This is a genomic window from Marinifilum fragile, assembly GCF_963677365.1.
Taxonomy (GTDB): Bacteria; Bacteroidota; Bacteroidia; order Bacteroidales; family Marinifilaceae; genus Marinifilum; species Marinifilum fragile.
Genome location: NZ_OY781962.1, coordinates 1,656,043 through 1,675,304, shown reverse-complemented (window position 1 = coordinate 1,675,304; position 19,262 = coordinate 1,656,043). Strand labels below are relative to the sequence as shown.

Genomic DNA, 19,262 nt, shown 5'->3' with positions numbered 1-19,262 from the left:
AAAATAGATACTTTTTCAATATCCTTTACAACCTTAAGACAGGTAAAGATTAAAAAAGGGTGAAAGGGAATTGCTTTTTTTGTTAAAATAATGATAATTGATTCAGTCATAGCAAAAAAAAACAGACACTAATCTGATAGTGTCTGTTTAGATATTTTTGGTTTTAGTTATCTAGTGCCAGCCAGTAATCATACTTTTAAAATTACTAATTACAGTACTTCCAATCGTACAAACATATACATGAATGAATAAAAATAATGATAAAACAAACCCGATTACAACATGTAATAAAGCAGTAACTAATATCCCACTAACTCCAAAGATTTGAGGAATAATAATTTCGGGGAAGAGCATTGCCATACCACTCGCTATTATTACGGGAAAACCAATATACATTGCCGTTGAGTAAATAAATCGCTGTAGGGGGTTGAACTTGTTCTCCATTGAAATTGGGAATGGAGGATTTTGCTTTTTAAACATTCCAAACAAGTAAAATACAGATTGATCGTATAATCTTTTGAACAAACCTTTGGTTTTCATTTTGTATTGCTTTCCATTTGATGTAAATAAGTTTCCAAAAACAAATAGGAGATAGTTAATACTAAGAGCAATACCACAAATGTTATGTAGCTGAACCGATGATTCAAATGATATAAGTAGTGGATTTTCAGGATTAGAGTACTGCATGCTTATCCCTGTAAGCAGTAGTACAATAAAAATAGTAGCATTTAACCAATGCCAAATTCTAATCCATAAAGGATACAAGTATAGTTTTTCGTTTGCCATAGTTATTTGCTTTTAAAAATTCGAAAAATAGTGTGAGTGAAAATTCCGATTAGTACTAATCCAAATATAACTACACTTAAAATATTAAGATATTTATTTCGGTTTGCTCCAATTACATATGATTCATTTATAATTACAGCATTTAAAAAACCAGCTCCTTTTCTAGACTCCAGACTTTTATAACGATACAAACTAGCCATAAGATGAGAGTTCTCAGAGTGACATGAGGTACATTCTCTAATTGCACTATCTTTTGCCATTACCACATGACTAACCAAAAGACTATCTGAAAGTTGTGTGTGACATTCAATACATCTCACTTTTTTGAAGTGAAGTTCCTGATTTGGAAGCCATTCATGAGACTTGAGAATATTGATATTTTCTCTCTCGGTTAACAATTCAAATTTGTTTACATCTGCGTGACAGGATAGACAAATATTGTTGTCATAACTTACAGTCTCACTAATTTTGTCTCCTACGCGAGCCTGAGTTTTATATGTATGGGGATTGTGACAACTCCAGCAAGTAAATGCATCTGGTGCACGATTGTAATGCATACTTTCGTAGAAGGCTTCTTCTATTTTTTCAAAATGAAACTTTGCATATTCTGGGTCACCAGCATGGCAATCATTACATACATACATTAATCCCATTCTTAAATTGCCAGCATGTGGGAATGTTTCATATTCAGGGGAATGACAGTCTGTACATTTAAACATGCCATGATTCGATTGTTGGTAGGCTAGGGTATCAATTATTCGGTTCGAACACATGGATTCCTTAATTTCCATACCAAAATCCTCATTCATGTATTTGTATGTGCGATGTGCATGACATTGAAGGCATGAGTTGTTTTTATTGGTTTCTTCTTGAGCTTGTACGCCGTAGGAAAGCAATAAAAAAATACATCCCAATATTAATTTTGATAATTTCATAAAGATTAGGCTTATGGGTTTTGCTGATAGGTTGATATGACTAAAAAAGGGTATTATTCATTTTTAATACCCTTTTATAATTGAGATGATTACATCACTTTTTGAATGTTCTCAGATAATTTATCACAGCCCATTGGTCTTTTTTACTAGGAATTTTCTTTTCGTAATTTGGCATTTCGTCTCTACCAATTATTGATTTGTAAAATAATTCTCCATCGCTATGAGCTTGAAATTCAGCAGAAGTAAAATCTCCTGGGAAATGCTTCAATCTTGCAGCTTTTGGACCATCTCCTAAACCAGTATTACCATGGCATGAACGACAATGCTTCATATAAACCATTTTACCTTTATTTACACTAGCCTTGTCATTTGCCAATGGATTCTCCATTTTTTTGTATTCTGCTGGAATTTCCCAAGGGCCTGCCTTTTTTTGTTGAATTGTAAAAGAAAAGCCTACTAATGCAATGGCAACTAAGATAAAAATCTTGAATGTTTTCATAACTAATTGTTTTTAATGAGGGATATTAGAATCTAACCAATATATTGAAGCCGACTAGAAAATCCCCATCTCCTATTTTATTTTTGTTGTATAGTATATTCCTCTGTGGGGTAATTCCCTCGTAGTTCGACATAAATACTTGGAATACGTGAGTACTAGTACCAATTTCTATACCAAAAGATAGATTTGCTTCCGGATCTTTCTCATCTGAAGCAAATTCTCTCATATCATCAATGTTTAGAGGTTGATCATATTCGAAAAATAATGACATCGAAGAACTTACTTTGGCTCTACCTGCCAAAGAAAGAGCAATCTTATCATGTTCAACCAATGTATCTGTTTTATTAAAATGAGTAAAACTTGGTCCAAACTGTAAGGAGAAATTGTCATTAAATTTGTGCGCTACTAATAGTTGAGAAAAGTACGACATTCTATCCGAGAATTTATAGTCATTTCCAAAAACCGATTTGTCTTGAGAGTTGATTGCTAAATTTCCATATACCGCAACTGAAACGGGAATGGAATTTGATTCGGTTTGAGTTAGAACACGATATTTACCATGGAACTCCTGTAATTTAAATTCTTTGGTGTAACCATATCCAATCATAAATTTCTCAGTAATACCATAATTTAAACCCATTCTGATATTCGAAGTAGCATAAATTCCAAAAACATCCTCTAGTCCGTTTTCAATAAGACCAAAACGGTGTTGGATATGTAATTCGAATTCACCAGCAAATGGTGTGGCTACCGTTTGAGTTTCTGCAAGTAAACCAGATTCAAATGTTCCTGTTACTGGTTCATTTGCAAATTCATCGGTTTGCGCATTTACATTTAGTGAGTTTCCTAAAATCAGTAAAATAACAAACAGTCCAGTTATAGATTTGAATATGCTAATGTTTTTAGCTTTTTTGTTAATATATTCTGTACGCATAGTCTGTAGTTTTTAGTCGTTGTTAGCACCTCTGGTTATCCATTCAAGAATCAGCTGTTTTTCATTTGCTGATGCTCTTGTACTATGAGATCCTTCTAACAATTTAGTATATATTTCACTATCAGAAGGGTTTTCAGTATTAATATAACCACCATTTACAAGAGAATTATAAGCATTAGATGCTCTCAAATCTGGATTTACAGCTCCATCATGACATTGAGTACAATTGGATGTAAAAATTGGAACAATGTCATTGCTAAAGGAAACTTCCTGATCCGGTGGAATAACAACTTCGTCAAACTCAACAGTGTCGTACTCACAAGAGACAAAGCAGAGCAGTGTCGCTAAAATCGTTAAAAGATTTACAAATTTGCTCTTTTGCATAGTATTAAGATTTTTAGATTATAAACTTTTTTCAGTTAATTAGGGCTTTTCACTCTCTGCTAAAGGTAAAGATTTGCAAAGTGTGCAGCTATTCTCAGGTGGCGAGATATCTTTCAGGAGAAAAAGGAATTTATCTAATACAAATCGACATTTGTCAATAAAAAACTAGGCTTATAACTGTTATTTTTCTATCTTTAGAAGACATCATATCAACTAGAATTGTTTAATTAGATGTTTGATTTAGAAAAATAAAGTATGTACCCCTTAACCCTCTAACCCTATTATGGCAAAATTTACGAAAACTGACAATTGTAAGAATTGTATTGATTGCAACAAAAAAATTCCCCTATTTCAGCTTCTTTCTAAAGCTGAACTTACAGAGCTTAATACGAGTAGATATGAAGTGAAGTTTAAAGCTGGAGAAACTATTTTTAAGCAGGGAACGTCTGCAACTCATTTGTTAATTCTAACATCTGGATTGGCAAAGTTTTATGTGGAAGGTGTTCAAGAAAAACAATTAATTATTAGGATTATTAAACCTTGGGAAATTGTTGGACAAGCATCATTGTATTTTGACAATAGGCACCATTACTCTATTGCCGCTTTGGATGATTGTACAGCTTGTTTTATTGAAATAGGATCATTTAAGAAAATGATTAGGCAAAATCCAAGTTTTGCTGAGGACTTTATAACTCAATGTACTCAAAAAGGTGTTTTTTCTTATGAAAAAATGGTTAGCCTATCACAAAAACAAATGCATGGCAGAATTGCTGATGGAATTTTATACCTTTCGAAGAAAATATATGAAAGCAATAAGTTTTCACTGCATTTATCACGACAGGATATTGCTGATTTAACTGGAATGTCGAAAGATAGTGCGATTCGAATACTAAAGGAGTTTCATCATGAAGGAATCATAGAATTGGATGGTAAGAACCTGAATGTTTTAAATGTAGAACAACTAGAAAGAATAAGTGAAACAGGATGAAAAAACGAGAGCTTTTGCTCTCGTTTTTTATGCTTTTAGATCTAAAAGATTTTTTTCAATGACAGACTGATTTAAGTCCCTTCCAATAATTACAATTTTTGATTCGCGCTTTTCGTCTTGATTCCAGACTTTCCCAACTGTTGCTTGAATTTGAGTATGAACAGACTGTAGGATAATTCTGTTGTCTACACCTGCTAAATTCAAAATTCCTTTTACACGATAAATTGTGTCATGATTGAATTGAAGAAAAGCATCGAGCCACATGCCTATTTTCATTTGATCTAATGGCTCTTCACATCTAAACAACATGTTTTGTACTCCATGCCTATTTTCATTTGAATTATCTTTCATATTGGTTTCTAAACCCAAGATGTGTTGATAAATCTTTTCTGGTTTGTAGGAGAATTGATCAAGAAGCTGCTGGTTTCCTGATATAGAAAATTCACTTTGAATGATTTTGGCATGCTGATTTTTCTCTTTGATCAGCTTTAAAACTGACTCTATTTCTTGTTCATCAACTAAGTCTAATTTGTTAAGAAGAATGATATCAGCAACAGCGATCTGCTTGGAAAGTACATTTTCTTTTTTCAAATCCGAACTTGCATTTTTTGCATCCACAAGACAAATTACACTGTCGAGTTCGAATTGATTTTTGATAATTGGATCACTTACAAAAGAAGCCAAAATACTTCCAGGATCCGCAATTCCTGTAGTTTCAATCAGCAAATGATTGAAATTATGTTTGGATTGAACCAATTTTTGAAGCACAACAAAAAGTTCCTGGTTTAAATTGCAGCAGATGCAACCGTTGCTTAGCTCAAAAATATCTTCGGATTGAATATTTTCCACGAGAGATGAATCAATATTTTCTTCTCCAAATTCATTTTCAATAATCGCAAACTTTTTATCTGGGTATTCGGCAATTAAATTATTGAGTAAACTTGTTTTACCAGCTCCTAAAAAGCCTGTGATAACGGTTACGGGTATCTTACTCATACTTCTTAAAACTTTTCCCAATGTACAATCTTGTTTAATGATTTACGCTTTTTGGTAGGAATCTTATCATCGCTAGGATAACCTAATGACAAGATTGCAATGGGTTCAATGTGTTCTGGCAATTGAAAGAACTCTCTACATTTTTCCACATAGAAATTACAAATCCAACATGTTCCCAATCCCAACTCGGTAGCTTGTAAAGTCATGTGATCGATAGCAATTGCTGCATCAATATCAGTATGATCTTTATCGTCTTCCTTTCTTTTCCATGCAGTGTTATGATCTCCACAAACTATAATATATACAGGAGCTTCTTTAAACCAATCTCTGTGATAGATTTCAGAAAATTTTGCATGATTATTAGGTTCACGTACCACTATAAAATGCCAAGGTTGATTATTGACAGCTGAAGGAGCAAGCTGACCTGCTTCAAGTATTTTAATCAATTTTTCTTTCTCTACTTCTTTTTGTTGGTATGAGCGAACCGAGTAACGGTTTTCTATAATTGTTCTTAAATCCATGTAATAGTAGGTTTGATTCGAATACAAAATTGAGAATTATTTAAAAAGAAGAAAAGAGAACTTTAAATAATCTATTCTACGTGCCAAGAAATACTCGAATTAACAAGCATTTTAGTAACTTTGCCACTCATTTTTATAGAGAGCTTGGAATGACCAAAGATTTGAAGAAAAATATCATGTACCAGTATTTAATGTTGTTGGTAATTGCCGCAACAGCTGGGCATCAGGGGTGGAGAACTCTGTTTAATAATTTGGCAGTTGATGAAGTTGGAATTAATGGATTTCAAGTTGGTATCATTCAATCGGTAAGGGAAATCCCCGGTTTTTTGGCTTTATTGGTGGTTTACCTTCTTTTGGTAATTAAAGAACATAAACTTTCTGCAATATCAGTTTTATTTGTTGGTGTAGGAGTTGCTTGTACGGGCTTTTTCCCAAGTTTCTGGGGCTTGGTTTTTACTACGCTAATTATGTCGGTAGGATTTCACTATTTTGAGACTACCAACAAATCTTTAACCCTACAATATTTCTCTCTTGAGGATTCTCCTATGGTGTTTGCCAAACAAAAGAGTTGGACAGCAGTGGCAAATGTTAGTATGGGAGCATTCATTTTTGGTATTGCACATGTGATGTCACTTCAAGCGAGTTTTATTTTAATAGGAGCCGTTGTTTTTGCGCTAGGAATTTGGGCCTTTTTTTGGAAACCTGCAGATAAGAATATTGTTCCTCAGAATAAAGGAATGGTATTGCGCAAAAGATATTGGCTGTTTTATGTACTAAATTTTTTAAGCGGTGCGAGAAGGCAGATTTTTGTAGTTTTTGCAGTGTTTATGCTTGTTGAAAAATACAGCTATTCAGTGCAGGATATAGCAGTTTTATTTGTTGTAAATAATATCATTACCTATTTTATTTCGCCCTTTATTGCAAAGGGAATAAATAAATTTGGCGAACGAAAAATGTTATCAGCTGAGTATGTTAGCTTGATATTTGTTTTCCTGGGATATGCATTTATCGATAATGCATGGATTGTTGCCGGGTTATATATCATCGATCATATATTCTTTGGTTTTTCAATGGGAATAAACACTTACTTCCAGAAAACCGGAGATCAAAAAGATATTGCACCATCAATGGCTGTTGGTTTTACCATTAATCACATTTCAGCTGTTGTCATTCCTGTTTTGGGAGGCATGCTTTGGATGATAGATCCACATATTCCATTTCTGGCAGGAGCAGTGTTAAGTGTAATCTCTTTAGGATTTGTTCAATTAATAAAAGTAAAAAAAACAGTATAAATGCAGACGAATAAAGAAATATATCAATCACTTATTGAATCGTATAATAAAGGTATTCAGGAGAAGAATCCTAGTTTAATCAGAGAATTCTTGGCTGATAATTCAGTAGAAAATTTAAAAGACGATGCAGCTTACTATTTGGAAATACTACAATTACGTGCAGGTGCATTTTCTTTGTTTGGAGAGTTGAGTGAGGCTGGGGAGGAATATCGAAAAGGCTATTCGTCATGTTCTAAAACCGGAAAATGGATTTATGGATTGAATTGGGCTTTGCAATTTATGGCTGAGTTTTCTTTTAAAAGAGGCGATGAAAAGATTGTAAATGCCATGAGTGAAGGAGTAAAGGTTCTTGACCAGGCTTTTCAGGATTTACCAGAAGACAAATATCAGGAGTTTTATCATTTGTGTTTGACAAATGTTAAGGCATTTATGCTGCTAACATCAGGAAAGAGGGAAGAGGCATTGGCTATGTTCAATGACTGCAAGTTTACACCAGTTCCAATTCCGGAATATAATGATAAGGAATCTCTACAAATGCTATTTGCCAACTTTACAAAGGGGTTTGCTGTAGCTATAGAACTTAAAAACCTTGATTTGTTGATGAATCTCATGAAAGTAATTTCTATAGATGATCAGGTTCTATATAGTCAAGGAAATTTATTCCGTGTTTTCTACGAAACTTTGGTGTGTGCTTTCGATATGAGGGCTGAATTTATTACAGAGTTCAATGCAATGTTTAAAATTAAGGATGCTCTTAATACATTGACTCCAGAATTTTCAAAATTTTTAGGATTAATTGGCGAACAAGATTTCGATAAACTTGATGAATTCTTCCAAGGATTCGATAAAAAATAGATATGAGTTTACCTTGTTATTGTGGCAAATCAAATTCCTATGAAGAGTGCTGTGGTGCTATTCATTCAGGAAAAAAGAAAGCGGAAACTGCCGAGGAGCTGATGCGAAGTCGTTATTCTGCATTTGTAATTGCTGATATCGATTATATTTTAAACACTTATGCATCGAAAACTCGTCCTGTTAATCAGGCAAAAGAGATTTTAGACTGGGCTAAATCTGTAGAATGGCAACGATTAGAAGTGGTAAATACCAATAAGGGCAATTCAACAGATGATAATGGCCATGTTGAGTTTAAAGCTTATTATAAGGAAGATGGTATCGACCAGTGCTTACACGAAAATTCATTCTTCGAAAAGGAGAATGAGCAATGGGTATATGTTTCAGGGGAGTATCCAAAAGAAATAAAACCAAAGCTGCCTAATCGAAATGATCCATGCTATTGTGGTAGCGGTAAGAAATTTAAGAAATGCTGTTTTGGCAAAATTTAGGGGAATAATTAATTATTCCCCATATTTTTAAGAACTGAAAATGTTTTATCGATATCAGAATCGTGTACAACTAAGGTAAATTCATTGGTTGTAGAAACTACCTCTTCGATGTTAATCCCTGCCCATGCAATATTTTTAAGAATAAAATAATAGAATCCCAATTGCTGAGAATTGGTAGCAGGAAGCTTTAATGTTACCGAAGAGAGCTTTTCACTTTTGGCAACAAGCTCTTCGCCAACAAATGCATCTTCAACCTTTTGTTGTAAGGATCCGGAAACTACTAGGTTCGATTCAAAAACACCTTGTACCATGGTGTAGAAAAATTCCTGATTTGGACCAATGGAACGCAAGAGCTCGGTGTGTTTTTCAATTAAAGTATTTGAGTTTTTATAAGTGAAATCAACCAAATTAGAGCGTACAATAATATCACCCACATTGGTAATTACATCTTTTAATCCTGGATTGATTTTAACCTCGAGGTTTGGTGCCAATCTGTTTAAAGCCATAATTATTGCACCAATTTTTACAGGTTTTTTTACGGTATCTTCAACTTGATTCTGTATTTTGCGTGCTAAAGAAGAAACGTTAATTAATCCTTCGACCAATGCCTCTGCCAAAAAAGGCTGAGTACTCACGATTTTCTCTACAACTTGTGGAATTGTTATCATGTTTCTTGATATTTGTTGAATTTCATTACAAATATGTTGAAATTATCACAAAATGTAGAATTTTTGAATAAATTTTCTAAAAATTTTATTGATTTATTTACTGCATCTATATTTGCACCCGTAAACCACAACCCTACATTAACCAAGTAGGATTTTAATCAAGGAGAATAATGCTGGTAATCTTCTGATTGAAGATTATGATTTTAGATATACGATTTCAGAAGTTTATCGGGATTATTTTTAATGCTCTTTTAACTGTATAAAAGAATAAAAAGTAAAAATGAGAATGAATTGGCAAGGATCAATTGTAGCGATTGTAACACCTTTTAACGAAGATGGAAGTGTTGATTACAGGGCTTTAGATGATTTGATTGAATTTCATATCGAAAATCAATCGGATGGAATCGTAGTTTGTGGAACCACAGGTGAAGCAGCAACATTATCTAAAGAAGAATATTCTGAGGTTATCAAATTCGTTATTGATAAGGTGAATAAACGCATCCCTGTTATAGCAGGGACCGGATCTAATTCTACAATTGCAGCTGTAGATAATTCTCGTATGGCTGAATCTTTGGGTGTTGATGCTGTATTGGTAGTTTCTCCATATTACAACAAGCCTACCAGAAAAGGTCTTAAAGACTATTTTACTCAGGTTGCAAGTGCAGTTTCAATTCCTGTAATCATGTATAATGTTCCGGGAAGAACAGCTTCTAATATACCAGCTGATTTAGTAGTTGAGCTAGCGAATGAGGTTGAGAATATTGCAGGCATAAAAGAAGCATCAGGAAATTTGGAACAAATGGCATGTATTTTACGCGATAAACCCATTGGATTTATGGTGTTTTCAGGAGATGATGCTCTTGCTTTCCCGGCAGTATGTTTGGGTGCAGATGGTGTGATTTCGGTTGTTGCAAATTTATTTCCAAAAGAGTTTCATGACTTAATACAAGCCGCATTGACAGGTGATTTAATCACTGCACGTGAATTGCATTTTAAATATCTAAATATCATTCAACTTTGTTTTATTGAGTCCAATCCAATTCCTGTAAAAACAGGATTAAGCTTGATGGGAAAAGTAAAGGAAGAGTTTCGTTCACCAATGTGTAGAATGGAAGATGAAAATAAAACCAAGATGATGGTTGAGCTGCAAAAACTTTTGGTACAAACAAACACTTATATGACGGAAATAGAAGAATTGTAAGTAATTCATTGATTATATTTCTCCCCCCCTGAAATATACTTAAGAAACCATCTCGTTTGAGGTGGTTTCGATGTTTTCGTACCTTTCTATGATTGCTGCACCTACACTATCTCCCCAAACATTTACTGTAGTTCGGAATCGATCCAATAACCAGTCGATTGTTAGAATGAGTCCAATTCCCTCAATAGGAAGATGAACAGCTTTTAAAACAATCACCATAGTCACTAATCCAGCTTCGGGAATACCCGCAGCACCAATGGCTGCAAGAGTAGCGGTTAAAAAAATGATTATTTGTTGTGCAAAGCTTAAATCAAATCCATACAATTGAGCGATAAATATTGCAGCAACAGCCTCGTAAATGGCAGTTCCATCCATATTTATGGTCGCACCCAAAGGAAGAACAAAATTACTTGTCTTTTTAGATATTTTATTTTGCTGTTGCACGCCTTGTAGTGTAAGTGGGAGGGTGGCAGTGCTTGATGCTGTTGAAAAGGCATTCAGTAATGCTGCAGCGACTCCTTTTGCAAAACTGATAGGATTTCTTTTTCCAATAAATTTAAGGATCAAACACAAAACAAGTAATGCATGGATGGATAATCCTAAAAGTACAGTAAGGCTGAATTTACCAAGCGATATTAATTCAGGTAGAAAGCCTTCATAACCTCCTGCTTTGCCAATACGTGCAGTAATTAATCCAAAAATTCCAAGAGGAGCAATATACATTACCCAATTTACCAATTGCATGATTCCATCGTTTAAAACGGAAAGAAATTGAATGGTTTTCTTCGCCTTTTTGCCAAGAGAAGATAAAGCCGCTCCAAAAAACAAAGAAAAGACGATTAGAGGCAATATGTCCATTTTTGCCATGGCAAGAAATAAGTTGTAGGCTATTAAACCTTGTTGTTCTTGTTCTGAATTTCCAACAATTAGCTGTTTTAAAGTTTCAGATATTGTGGTGCTTTCCGAGATGTACCGATGCGAATCATCAGGCAATTGAATGTTTAATCCATTCCCAGGTTGAATCAAATTGACTAAAATAATTCCCAAACATACAGATATTGCTGTTGTGGAGAGATAATAAATTAGAGTTTTACTGCCGATTTTGCCTAAACTACGAAGGTTATCCAATTTTGAAATACCAACCAACATAGATAAAATCACCATAGGAACGACTAGCATCATTAGAATATTCAAGAAGATTTCACCAAATATTGAGAATTTTAAAGCCATTTCTGGAAATATTCCTCCAACCAGAAAACCCATTAGAATGGCAATCATAATGCTGATCAAAAGAGTATTAGCACTATCTGAATGTGAGGTACTATTTTTATTTTTTAAAAACATTAGATTTAAATGAAACCAAATGAATAATATTTAGTACAATAGGTTTATAGGAAAAAGAAGCCTAGCTTATTTCTAAGCAAAAAATTAACTTGATTGAAGCATTATTTATAACATAAACTATTGAAATAAGAATGTCAATAAATTTTGATTAAAAAATATGTAAACTGTATTGTTTCAATATATTATGCTATTACTTAAGATTACCATATTCAATGAATAAAGATTTACTCTTTGCACTAATACAAAACCCCAATCTAATTCCAGGAATTTACAATTATTGTGATGGATGGTGTGAGCGTTGTAAGTTTAATGCCAATTGTCTTAATTTTAAGATGATGGAGGAAGGTGTGCCTGATCTAAAATCAACGGAACATGATACCGAAGCAGAAGCTTCATTCGCTATGGAGAATTTGGATGAGATGTTTCAATTGAGTATGGAGTTACTGAATCAGGCTGCAAAAGATTTGGGTATGGAGTTGCCCCAGCAATCTGAGAATTTTGATGCGGAAGAGGAGGAAGAAAAGGATGAGTTGATTTTTAAAGGTCAATTGATGCTTCAAGCGGATAAATATTCAGAATTAGTGGATGCTTGGTTCTCAGATTTCGAGTCACTTTTATACGTGGGGTCTCACTCTTTAAAAGAGATTTTTGATTTTAAGGAAGAAGAGGAGATGAATGATGTGGAATTGCTAGTTTTCGACAAATCAGAAATTATTCGTTGGTTTCAGTTTATAATTCCAAGTAAATTATTCAGAGCACTCCGGAGTAAAGCGAATACCGAAGAAACTGGCAACGATTTTTATGCTCACGATAGTATTGCTTCAGCAAAAGTAGCTCTGATTTCAATAGACAATTCAATTGATGCATGGACAAGTTATATGCATCAATTTCCAGGTGCAGAGGATCGAATGCTACCAATACTGCTGCTTCTTTCCGGATTAAGAACTTTAGTTGAGGAGGTTTTTCCAGAAGCAAGAGACTTTGTTCGTCCTGGGTTCGATATTTAAGGAGTGATGGATTAAAAAGAACTGATCTTTTGCTGCTGAAACACTTTAAGGGATTAAATACAAACCTTTCGTTTTTATACTAAAACCTTTAGTGATTTGTCGAAAGCCTTTCATAATTTTTTCAAAGCTTCTAATAAATTTATAAAACGTTTGATGATTTTACCAAAGCCTTTTGTTTTTATACCAAAACCTTTAATGATTTATGCACTAAATCTATCAACCTAATCAACGTATTTTTTTGGAAATAATAATAATGTGTGGTTTATATTCCTTTGAGGTTTAATTTTAGAATCTTATACCAAATTGCCAACCAAACCAAAATTGATTTTTTAAAGTACTAACTGCTTTGTCCAAATAATAGTTTCCAAAATAAGGAGAGTTTTTACTTGATAGACTGTTGTTTGCGACCTTCTTTTGTTCTTTATCCGGACTGCAAAAGTTGTAGGATGGTCCTGTTGTGATAACCATTTGATTCGATATCTTAAAATTAAAGCCAAGTTGAGCACGGTAGATGTCTCCAGCAAACACATCATAGTCAGAATCCATATTGAAAAGGGCAGAGCCTGACAAGTCTAGATTTACTGAAAATTTTCGATCCGGATTAGTGGTATAGCCAATTCCATAGGCAGCATTTAAATATTTGCCAGCACCAACTTTCAAAAAACTATATAGATTTTTACCTCCTGTTTTATAAGTGGTATTGATGTAGAATGTTTCATCGGTTGAGAACTCCCATTTTCGGTATCCATTTCTAATGATATTGACCAAACCAATTGGGAATCCATTTTCAATAGTGTCGGCATGGTTGATTAATCCAACCTGAATTCCTCTTAGCTTATAAGTTCGATTGTAAAGGCCAGATAATTGCAGTCCGTTGGTTGTACCTTTTACGTAATTGATGGCACCAGAGACCTGAATCCCATCAACTGAGTTGGCCTGATTGTAAGCGCCAGCTACCTGTAGGTTGATTCGCTCTCCACCATGTAGGTTAATTCCTCCACTTACCTGACCATTCCAGCCTTTTAAAGATAGGCTGTCGGCTGATTTTACAGCAGCAGTATTTACGGCTCCACTAATTTGTAATCCTTTTATATCGCCTTTCACACGATTAATAGCTCCTGCCACTTGAACACCATTTATGCTTCCTAAGTTAGTGTTTATGGCACCTGCTACCTGCACACCATTTACATCTTCACCTACAACATTTACAGCACCACCAATTTGTATTCCATTCATTTCTTGACGAATGATGTTGGCTACTGCACCAATCTCTACACCATCGATATTGGCAGAATAACCAGCAATGATATTCAATGAGAATTTGTTAGTGACCAATCCGTTTGTTAGCCGGTTCGTTCCCCATGAGGGAATAAAGGAAACCTGAGCAAATCTAACCTCCTGTACATTTAGGTTGTTGGATACATAGAGCGATTTCTCAGGGATCATCAGACTAACCATGCCCAAATCTTTCAGTTCCTTTTCAGTATAGGCCCAGTTGATTGCTTTGTGTCTTGGACGTAAACTTTGTGAAAATGTTGGGTGCTCCTTGAAAATACTTTCGGCTTCCCATGGGTGAAGGACAACATTTAATTTATTTGATTGATCAGCACTAATATAGGCAATGGTATCCTGGTATCCCTTGCAGCTAAAATTGATCCCTAAAGACTGATCTCCTTCCAAGCGCAGAATGTATTTTCCATCAGGATTTGTGATGAAAGATGCTTGTCTGTTGACTTCATACACAATTGCATTCTCTAAAGGGTTGCCATTAGAATCGGTAATAATACCAGATAATATCCACATGGTATTGCTCAGTCCATCCTTGTTTTTTGCCTGAAGAATGACATGTGATCCAATCACCTTGTAGGTATATCTGCCTTGGAACAGCTCATCAAGAATTTCTTCCAGGCTAGCACGTTTGCCTTCAATCGATACCATTTTAGTTGGATCCAAAAGCATGGCATCATAAGAGAAGTTGAAGCCGCCTAATTTTTCCAGAATAAACATGGTTGATTCTGTACTCTGGTTCTTTACTTCAACCAGGATCTCTTTCTCTAAAAAGTTCTGAGCCTGTATCTTCAAATTCAGGAAAATACAGGCGATTAATATAGTGATATATGATATTCTATTCATTGGTTTGTTGGCTAAATATTGTGAATACGCTGTCTTCTTTTGTGTAAGATAGATTGTAGGTGTCTGATATCACCTTGATTACCTCCTCAGCATCATTATCTATGAAGGATGATGTGTAATACATTTTATTGATTTCAGGAATATCTGATATAATTTCAATATCATAGCAGTCTTCCAATACTTTAAAAACTTCCTTTAATGGTTTGTTTCTGAAGGATAGTCTTTTGTCTACCCAGAAGAAGGCTGAAGAGTTGCTGGATACACTTATAATGGTATCCTTCTCATTTGAAATAAGTCCTCCTTCATCCTTCACCAGAATCAAATGAAGTGTATCTGTTTTTGCGTTGTTCGGGCGGAAGAGTTCCACCTTGCCTGAGTTGACATCAACAGCAATGTCGCCATTATTCTTTCGTTTCACTTGGAAACTTGTTCCCAGTACTTTTACACCACCAATTCCTGCATTAACAATGAATGGGCGTAGGGTATCTCTTTTGACCTTGAAGAAAGCTTCTCCTTCAAGATTTACAATTCTTTGATTATCAATCGTAGTTTCATAAGTGATTTTTGAAGATCTATTCAAATAGAGCTTTGATCCATCTGGTAGTAATTCCTGAAGTGTCTCACTTGTTTTGTTAGCAAGTAAGAATTTTTCATTTTGAACAGATTCATTAGTATACCAGTTGAAAATTCCAATTAGAGCAAGAATTGATGCTGCTATGGAAGTATAAATTATGATCTTAAACCTTGAATGTTTTTGAATAGAAAGAGAGAGGCCTGCGTCGTGCACATCCATTCGTTTGGATAGGATAGACCAAGCCAGTTTTGTATTGACAGGTATTGGGCGCGGTTTTAGTTTTCCACTTTCCAGCCAAACTGTTTCCAGTTGGTCAAGATGTTTGTGGTTTTCTTCCTTTTCATCGAGCCAATCTATAATAAGCTTTTGTTCCTTCTTGTTGGTTTCACCCAAAAGAAACTTAGTTAATAGGGTATCATTTATATGTTGGTCGTCACTTTTCATGTACAATTAATTTCTGTTGGTGTATATAGCATAAGTATAAATGGTATCATTTGTTTCTCACAAGTAAGACAATTGGCAAGGGATTTAACCCTATTCACCATTGAAAAAATGATTGAAAAACAATACGATTAATGGGAGATATTCTGCAAGCTCTTCCCGAAGAAACTTTAGGGCTTTTCCCATTTGATTTTCTACCGTCTTAACTGATATTCCAAGATGTTCTGCTATTTCTCTGTATTTTAATTGTTCATATCTGCTCAATATAAAGATCTTTTTTCTCTGTTCGGGAAGTAGGTCGATGCTGGCTCTGATCTTCAGTTCCAGTTCGGAAGCATTTAAAGGATCTCTATCAATTTGTTCATCATACTCTATCTCTTCCTGATTGTACTCTTTATACTTTTCCCGAATGTTGATGTGCTTAATAAGGTTGAGGCTTGCATTTCGAACAGCACGATAAAGATATGATTCCATGGAACTTTCGATGACAATATCCTTTCTTTTGATCCACAATTTGAAGAATACTTCCTGCACGATTTCCTCCGATGCGTCCTGTTCCTTAAGGAAGTTATAGGCATAGGCACACAAACGACTGTAGTGGTCGTTGAACAGGCTTTCGAAATCTTCTCTGCTAATGCAATCCGTATGTATGGTTTGCTCTGTGGTCAATGTTAAGCTAGTTAGTAGAAGCAAAGGTATATGATTTTTTAAGTTTGATAAAGTTAATATTTTTAAATGCAGAATCCACACAGGAAGAAGTGTACTATCATCCTTGTGTGGTTCAGGTCTTGTTTATGATTGAGCTTGTTATTTCATAGTATTCTAGAAATATAAAATGTAATACAAACTTGGCAATAGGGACAATTGCTCACCATTTTCTATTTCCCGGGTAGCCTTATTATATCGCTCCAAAATCTTCGCCTGATTATTGGTTGCATTTTTCAAGTCCAATTTGAATTCATGACGGGTTTTCTTTCGGTTTATTTTATAGTTAAAGGTTAGATTCAAGATGAAAAGATCATCTCCCTGCTTTGAGAATTCACTGTTTTCCTTGTATATGGTTTCTCCAGCTTCTCGACTCTTAGTCAAATCAACAGGAGTATAATATTGACCACCACGATAAGTTGCTTTCGCATTCCAGCCAATTCTGTTTAGCCCTTTCTTTCCTACCTTGTATTCCTTTCCAATTAAAAGGTTGGCTGTATAATTTCCGTTGTATCTCGAATTTCGTTCAATGCCATCCAATGCTGTAAATTTTGATTGGTACAACGATCCGGTAAACAGATAATAGAAATTGTTGAAGAAAAATCGTTCCAGCGAAAGTTCAACACCATAGTTTTTACCAGTTCCTTTGTTCACAAAGTCATAATCAGCCAGGCCTTCTTTTATATCTAGAAGTACGATTTTACTTTTAGGATCATTCTCAACAGCCAAATTGTATAAATCCTGATAGTAAGCTTCTACCTTAAAATGTAAGTTGCGATTCAATTGGTTGTTATATCCAATGACATAGTGTTTGGCTTTACTCATTTTCAAATCTTTGTTGGGCTTATATGGAATATTGTTTTCATTATTCTGTTGAATGAAATAAGTAGAGAGACTTTCTAACTTGCTGTGAACACCGAATCCGAATGATATAGATTGGTTGGAAAGAAATTTGTACTTTAAGCCTGCGCGAGGTTCAATGCTGTAATCATCATTCAGAGCAAAATAACTGGCATGTACACCGGTTACCAGGCTCAATTGGGATGTGATTCGATATTTCCAATTTACAAAGGATTGAATGAAATGAGAATTTCCGTCTGAATCAACATCAGTAATAAATGAACCTGAATTTTTAAAATCATTCTTGCTATTGATATCAAAACCCATACGAGTGAACTGTAATCCTACTTTCAAGCTGTTTTTGGCATTTAACTTCGTATTGAACGTAGAATTAAATTTTAGATAATCATGTTGATATTTTTCCTGTAAAGCGGAGAACATCATATTGTCATCACCTAATATTTCAGATTGATACTTACTGTTTGTTGCTGACCATGCAAGTGTATTTTTAAGGTAAGATTTCTTGCCTAGTGACAATAGATTTGTAACTCCAACTATATTTAAATTGGATTCGATTTTATTTTTACCCAACGTAATAGTCTCTTCATCATTTTCTTCTTTATTGATCATGTTACTTTTTCCAAACAAGCCAAAGAAGGTAAATTTACCAGCTTTTTTTGTGGGCAATACCAACTTAAATGAACCATCTTGGTATTTAGGAATACCATCAAAATCAATAACGCCAGCATTGTTCAAAAGCTCAAGAGAAGAGTAACGATAATTGGCTAAATAAGAACCGGAATAACCTTTTTTTAATGGCCCTTCAAGAGTGAAATCAATGCCCATAGTGCTAAACCCAAATGTCTGTTCGTGCTTGGCATTATTTCCCGATCGTAAATTGATATCGAAGATACCGGAGTAGGCATTGCCATATTCTGCAGTAAATGCCCCAGTAAAGAAATCAGAATTGCGAAGTAAATTGCTATTCAATGCATTTACAGCTCCTCCAGTTGAGCCTTCATCAGCGAAGTGATTAGGATTGGGAATTTCTACTCCTTCCAATCTCCATTGAATTCCCTTGGGAGAGTTCCCTCTTACGATAATTTCATTGGAACCTTCCCCATCTGAAGAGACCCCTGCATAGGCTGAGACCATTCTTGCTGGGTCGTTTAGCGCTCCGGAATATCTGCTTGTTTCCTCCACAGTAAAAGCTTGTCCACTCACGCTTGCCATTTTATTCAGTGTTTCATGTTTGGCTGTTTTGGGATAAACTTTAACCTCTTGTATGTTTGTTACCGATTCCACCAACTCAATTTCCAAAATTATTTGTTTGGCTGAACCAACTTCTATATTGGATATAGTCTTGGCCTCGTATCCCATACAACTAATGAAAAGAGAAACTCTGCCAATTTTCACCTTCTCTAAAATAAAATTACCATCAATATCACTGGCTGTTCCCTTAAATGGCTCTGAGTTTAAGATAACAATATTAGCACCTATAAGAGCTTGCTTGGTTTCGTGGTCAATCACTTTTCCTCTAATTGTCTGGTAATATTGAGTGTTAATACTTAATGCATTAGTTGGAATATTTCCCAGCAATAATAGTAGGTATATAACAATGCAATGTTTTGTTTTCATGAATCATTAATCAAGTGAATATTATAAAGATCA

The 19,262-nt window shown here is 34.7% G+C and carries 19 protein-coding genes; 6 read left to right on the top strand and 13 right to left on the bottom strand.

Annotated features, from left to right (window positions below):
- Positions 1 to 171: 171 nt before the first annotated feature.
- From ACKPCA_RS06560 to ACKPCA_RS06540, 5 genes are all read right to left on the bottom strand, one after another.
- A complete protein-coding gene (locus tag ACKPCA_RS06560) occupies positions 172 to 786 on the bottom strand; it encodes a cytochrome b/b6 domain-containing protein (RefSeq protein WP_321282039.1) in 615 nt (204 codons plus the stop codon).
- 2 nt (positions 787 to 788) lie between these two features.
- Positions 789 to 1,721 carry a cytochrome c3 family protein gene (locus tag ACKPCA_RS06555; RefSeq protein ID WP_321282037.1) on the bottom strand — a complete coding sequence of 311 codons (933 nt, stop codon included), beginning with the start codon at positions 1,719 to 1,721 and terminating at the stop codon, positions 789 to 791.
- Positions 1,722 to 1,815: 94 nt separating this feature from the next.
- On the bottom strand, positions 1,816 to 2,220 hold the full coding sequence (locus ACKPCA_RS06550; protein ID WP_321282036.1) for a c-type cytochrome: 405 nt from the start codon (positions 2,218 to 2,220) through the stop codon (positions 1,816 to 1,818).
- Positions 2,221 to 2,245: 25 nt separating this feature from the next.
- The gene (locus ACKPCA_RS06545) at positions 2,246 to 3,154 is read right to left on the bottom strand and encodes a DUF5777 family beta-barrel protein (protein ID WP_054721285.1); all 909 of its coding nucleotides are present in this window, start codon (positions 3,152 to 3,154) and stop codon (positions 2,246 to 2,248) included.
- Positions 3,155 to 3,166: 12 nt separating this feature from the next.
- Complete coding sequence (locus tag ACKPCA_RS06540; RefSeq protein WP_054721287.1) at positions 3,167 to 3,538, bottom strand: hypothetical protein; 372 nt, start codon at positions 3,536 to 3,538, stop codon at positions 3,167 to 3,169.
- A 283-nt stretch (positions 3,539 to 3,821) separates the two neighbouring features.
- On the opposite strand from ACKPCA_RS06540, the gene ACKPCA_RS06535 reads away from it, so the two are divergent.
- Positions 3,822 to 4,526 carry a Crp/Fnr family transcriptional regulator gene (locus tag ACKPCA_RS06535; RefSeq protein WP_054721289.1) on the top strand — a complete coding sequence of 235 codons (705 nt, stop codon included), beginning with the start codon at positions 3,822 to 3,824 and terminating at the stop codon, positions 4,524 to 4,526.
- Positions 4,527 to 4,553: 27 nt separating this feature from the next.
- On the opposite strand, the gene ACKPCA_RS06530 is transcribed toward ACKPCA_RS06535, so the two are convergent.
- Together ACKPCA_RS06530 and ACKPCA_RS06525 are read right to left on the bottom strand one after the other, a co-directional pair.
- Complete coding sequence (locus ACKPCA_RS06530) at positions 4,554 to 5,522, bottom strand: CobW family GTP-binding protein (RefSeq protein WP_321282032.1); 969 nt, start codon at positions 5,520 to 5,522, stop codon at positions 4,554 to 4,556.
- A 5-nt stretch (positions 5,523 to 5,527) separates the two neighbouring features.
- Positions 5,528 to 6,043: a nitroreductase family protein gene (locus ACKPCA_RS06525; RefSeq protein WP_321282031.1), complete on the bottom strand. Its 516-nt coding sequence runs from the start codon at positions 6,041 to 6,043 to the stop codon at positions 5,528 to 5,530.
- Between the two features lie 80 nt (positions 6,044 to 6,123).
- Here ACKPCA_RS06525 and ACKPCA_RS06520 point away from each other — a divergent pair, with 80 nt between their 5' ends.
- From ACKPCA_RS06520 to ACKPCA_RS06510, 3 genes are read left to right on the top strand one after another with little or no spacing between them, the layout of a single operon-like run.
- Positions 6,124 to 7,335, top strand: coding sequence for an MFS transporter (locus ACKPCA_RS06520; protein ID WP_321282030.1), 1,212 nt, complete (start codon positions 6,124 to 6,126; stop codon positions 7,333 to 7,335).
- Positions 7,336 to 8,190, top strand: coding sequence for a hypothetical protein (locus ACKPCA_RS06515; RefSeq protein ID WP_321282028.1), 855 nt, complete (start codon positions 7,336 to 7,338; stop codon positions 8,188 to 8,190). It begins immediately after the preceding gene.
- A gap of 2 nt (positions 8,191 to 8,192) precedes the next feature.
- Complete coding sequence (locus tag ACKPCA_RS06510) at positions 8,193 to 8,678, top strand: YchJ family protein (RefSeq protein ID WP_321282026.1); 486 nt, start codon at positions 8,193 to 8,195, stop codon at positions 8,676 to 8,678.
- Positions 8,679 to 8,686: 8 nt separating this feature from the next.
- On the opposite strand, the gene ACKPCA_RS06505 is transcribed toward ACKPCA_RS06510, so the two are convergent.
- The gene (locus tag ACKPCA_RS06505; protein WP_054721297.1) at positions 8,687 to 9,346 is read right to left on the bottom strand and encodes a hypothetical protein; all 660 of its coding nucleotides are present in this window, start codon (positions 9,344 to 9,346) and stop codon (positions 8,687 to 8,689) included.
- A gap of 280 nt (positions 9,347 to 9,626) precedes the next feature.
- Between ACKPCA_RS06505 and dapA the strand changes: the two genes are divergently transcribed.
- A complete protein-coding gene (gene dapA, locus ACKPCA_RS06500; protein ID WP_054721299.1) occupies positions 9,627 to 10,547 on the top strand; it encodes a 4-hydroxy-tetrahydrodipicolinate synthase in 921 nt (306 codons plus the stop codon).
- Positions 10,548 to 10,586: 39 nt separating this feature from the next.
- On the opposite strand, the gene ACKPCA_RS06495 is transcribed toward dapA, so the two are convergent.
- Positions 10,587 to 11,891 carry a dicarboxylate/amino acid:cation symporter gene (locus ACKPCA_RS06495; RefSeq protein ID WP_321282024.1) on the bottom strand — a complete coding sequence of 435 codons (1,305 nt, stop codon included), beginning with the start codon at positions 11,889 to 11,891 and terminating at the stop codon, positions 10,587 to 10,589.
- Between the two features lie 212 nt (positions 11,892 to 12,103).
- On the opposite strand from ACKPCA_RS06495, the gene ACKPCA_RS06490 reads away from it, so the two are divergent.
- Positions 12,104 to 12,898, top strand: coding sequence for a hypothetical protein (locus tag ACKPCA_RS06490; RefSeq protein WP_321282022.1), 795 nt, complete (start codon positions 12,104 to 12,106; stop codon positions 12,896 to 12,898).
- Positions 12,899 to 13,183: 285 nt separating this feature from the next.
- Here ACKPCA_RS06490 and ACKPCA_RS06485 read toward each other — a convergent pair whose 3' ends face one another.
- The 4 genes from ACKPCA_RS06485 to ACKPCA_RS06470 all read right to left on the bottom strand — a co-directional run bounded on the left by ACKPCA_RS06485 (position 13,184) and on the right by ACKPCA_RS06470 (position 19,229).
- Complete coding sequence (locus ACKPCA_RS06485) at positions 13,184 to 15,031, bottom strand: hypothetical protein (protein WP_321282020.1); 1,848 nt, start codon at positions 15,029 to 15,031, stop codon at positions 13,184 to 13,186.
- Entirely contained in the window at positions 15,024 to 16,049 is a 1,026-nt protein-coding gene (locus ACKPCA_RS06480; protein ID WP_321282019.1) for a FecR family protein, read from the bottom strand. The genes ACKPCA_RS06485 and ACKPCA_RS06480 overlap by 8 nt, the downstream gene beginning before the upstream one ends.
- Before the next feature lie 90 nt (positions 16,050 to 16,139).
- A complete protein-coding gene (locus tag ACKPCA_RS06475; RefSeq protein ID WP_321282017.1) occupies positions 16,140 to 16,739 on the bottom strand; it encodes an RNA polymerase sigma-70 factor in 600 nt (199 codons plus the stop codon).
- A gap of 129 nt (positions 16,740 to 16,868) precedes the next feature.
- Positions 16,869 to 19,229, bottom strand: a complete 2,361-nt coding sequence (locus ACKPCA_RS06470; RefSeq protein WP_321282016.1) for a TonB-dependent receptor — start codon at positions 19,227 to 19,229, stop codon at positions 16,869 to 16,871.
- Positions 19,230 to 19,262 lie beyond the last annotated feature (33 nt).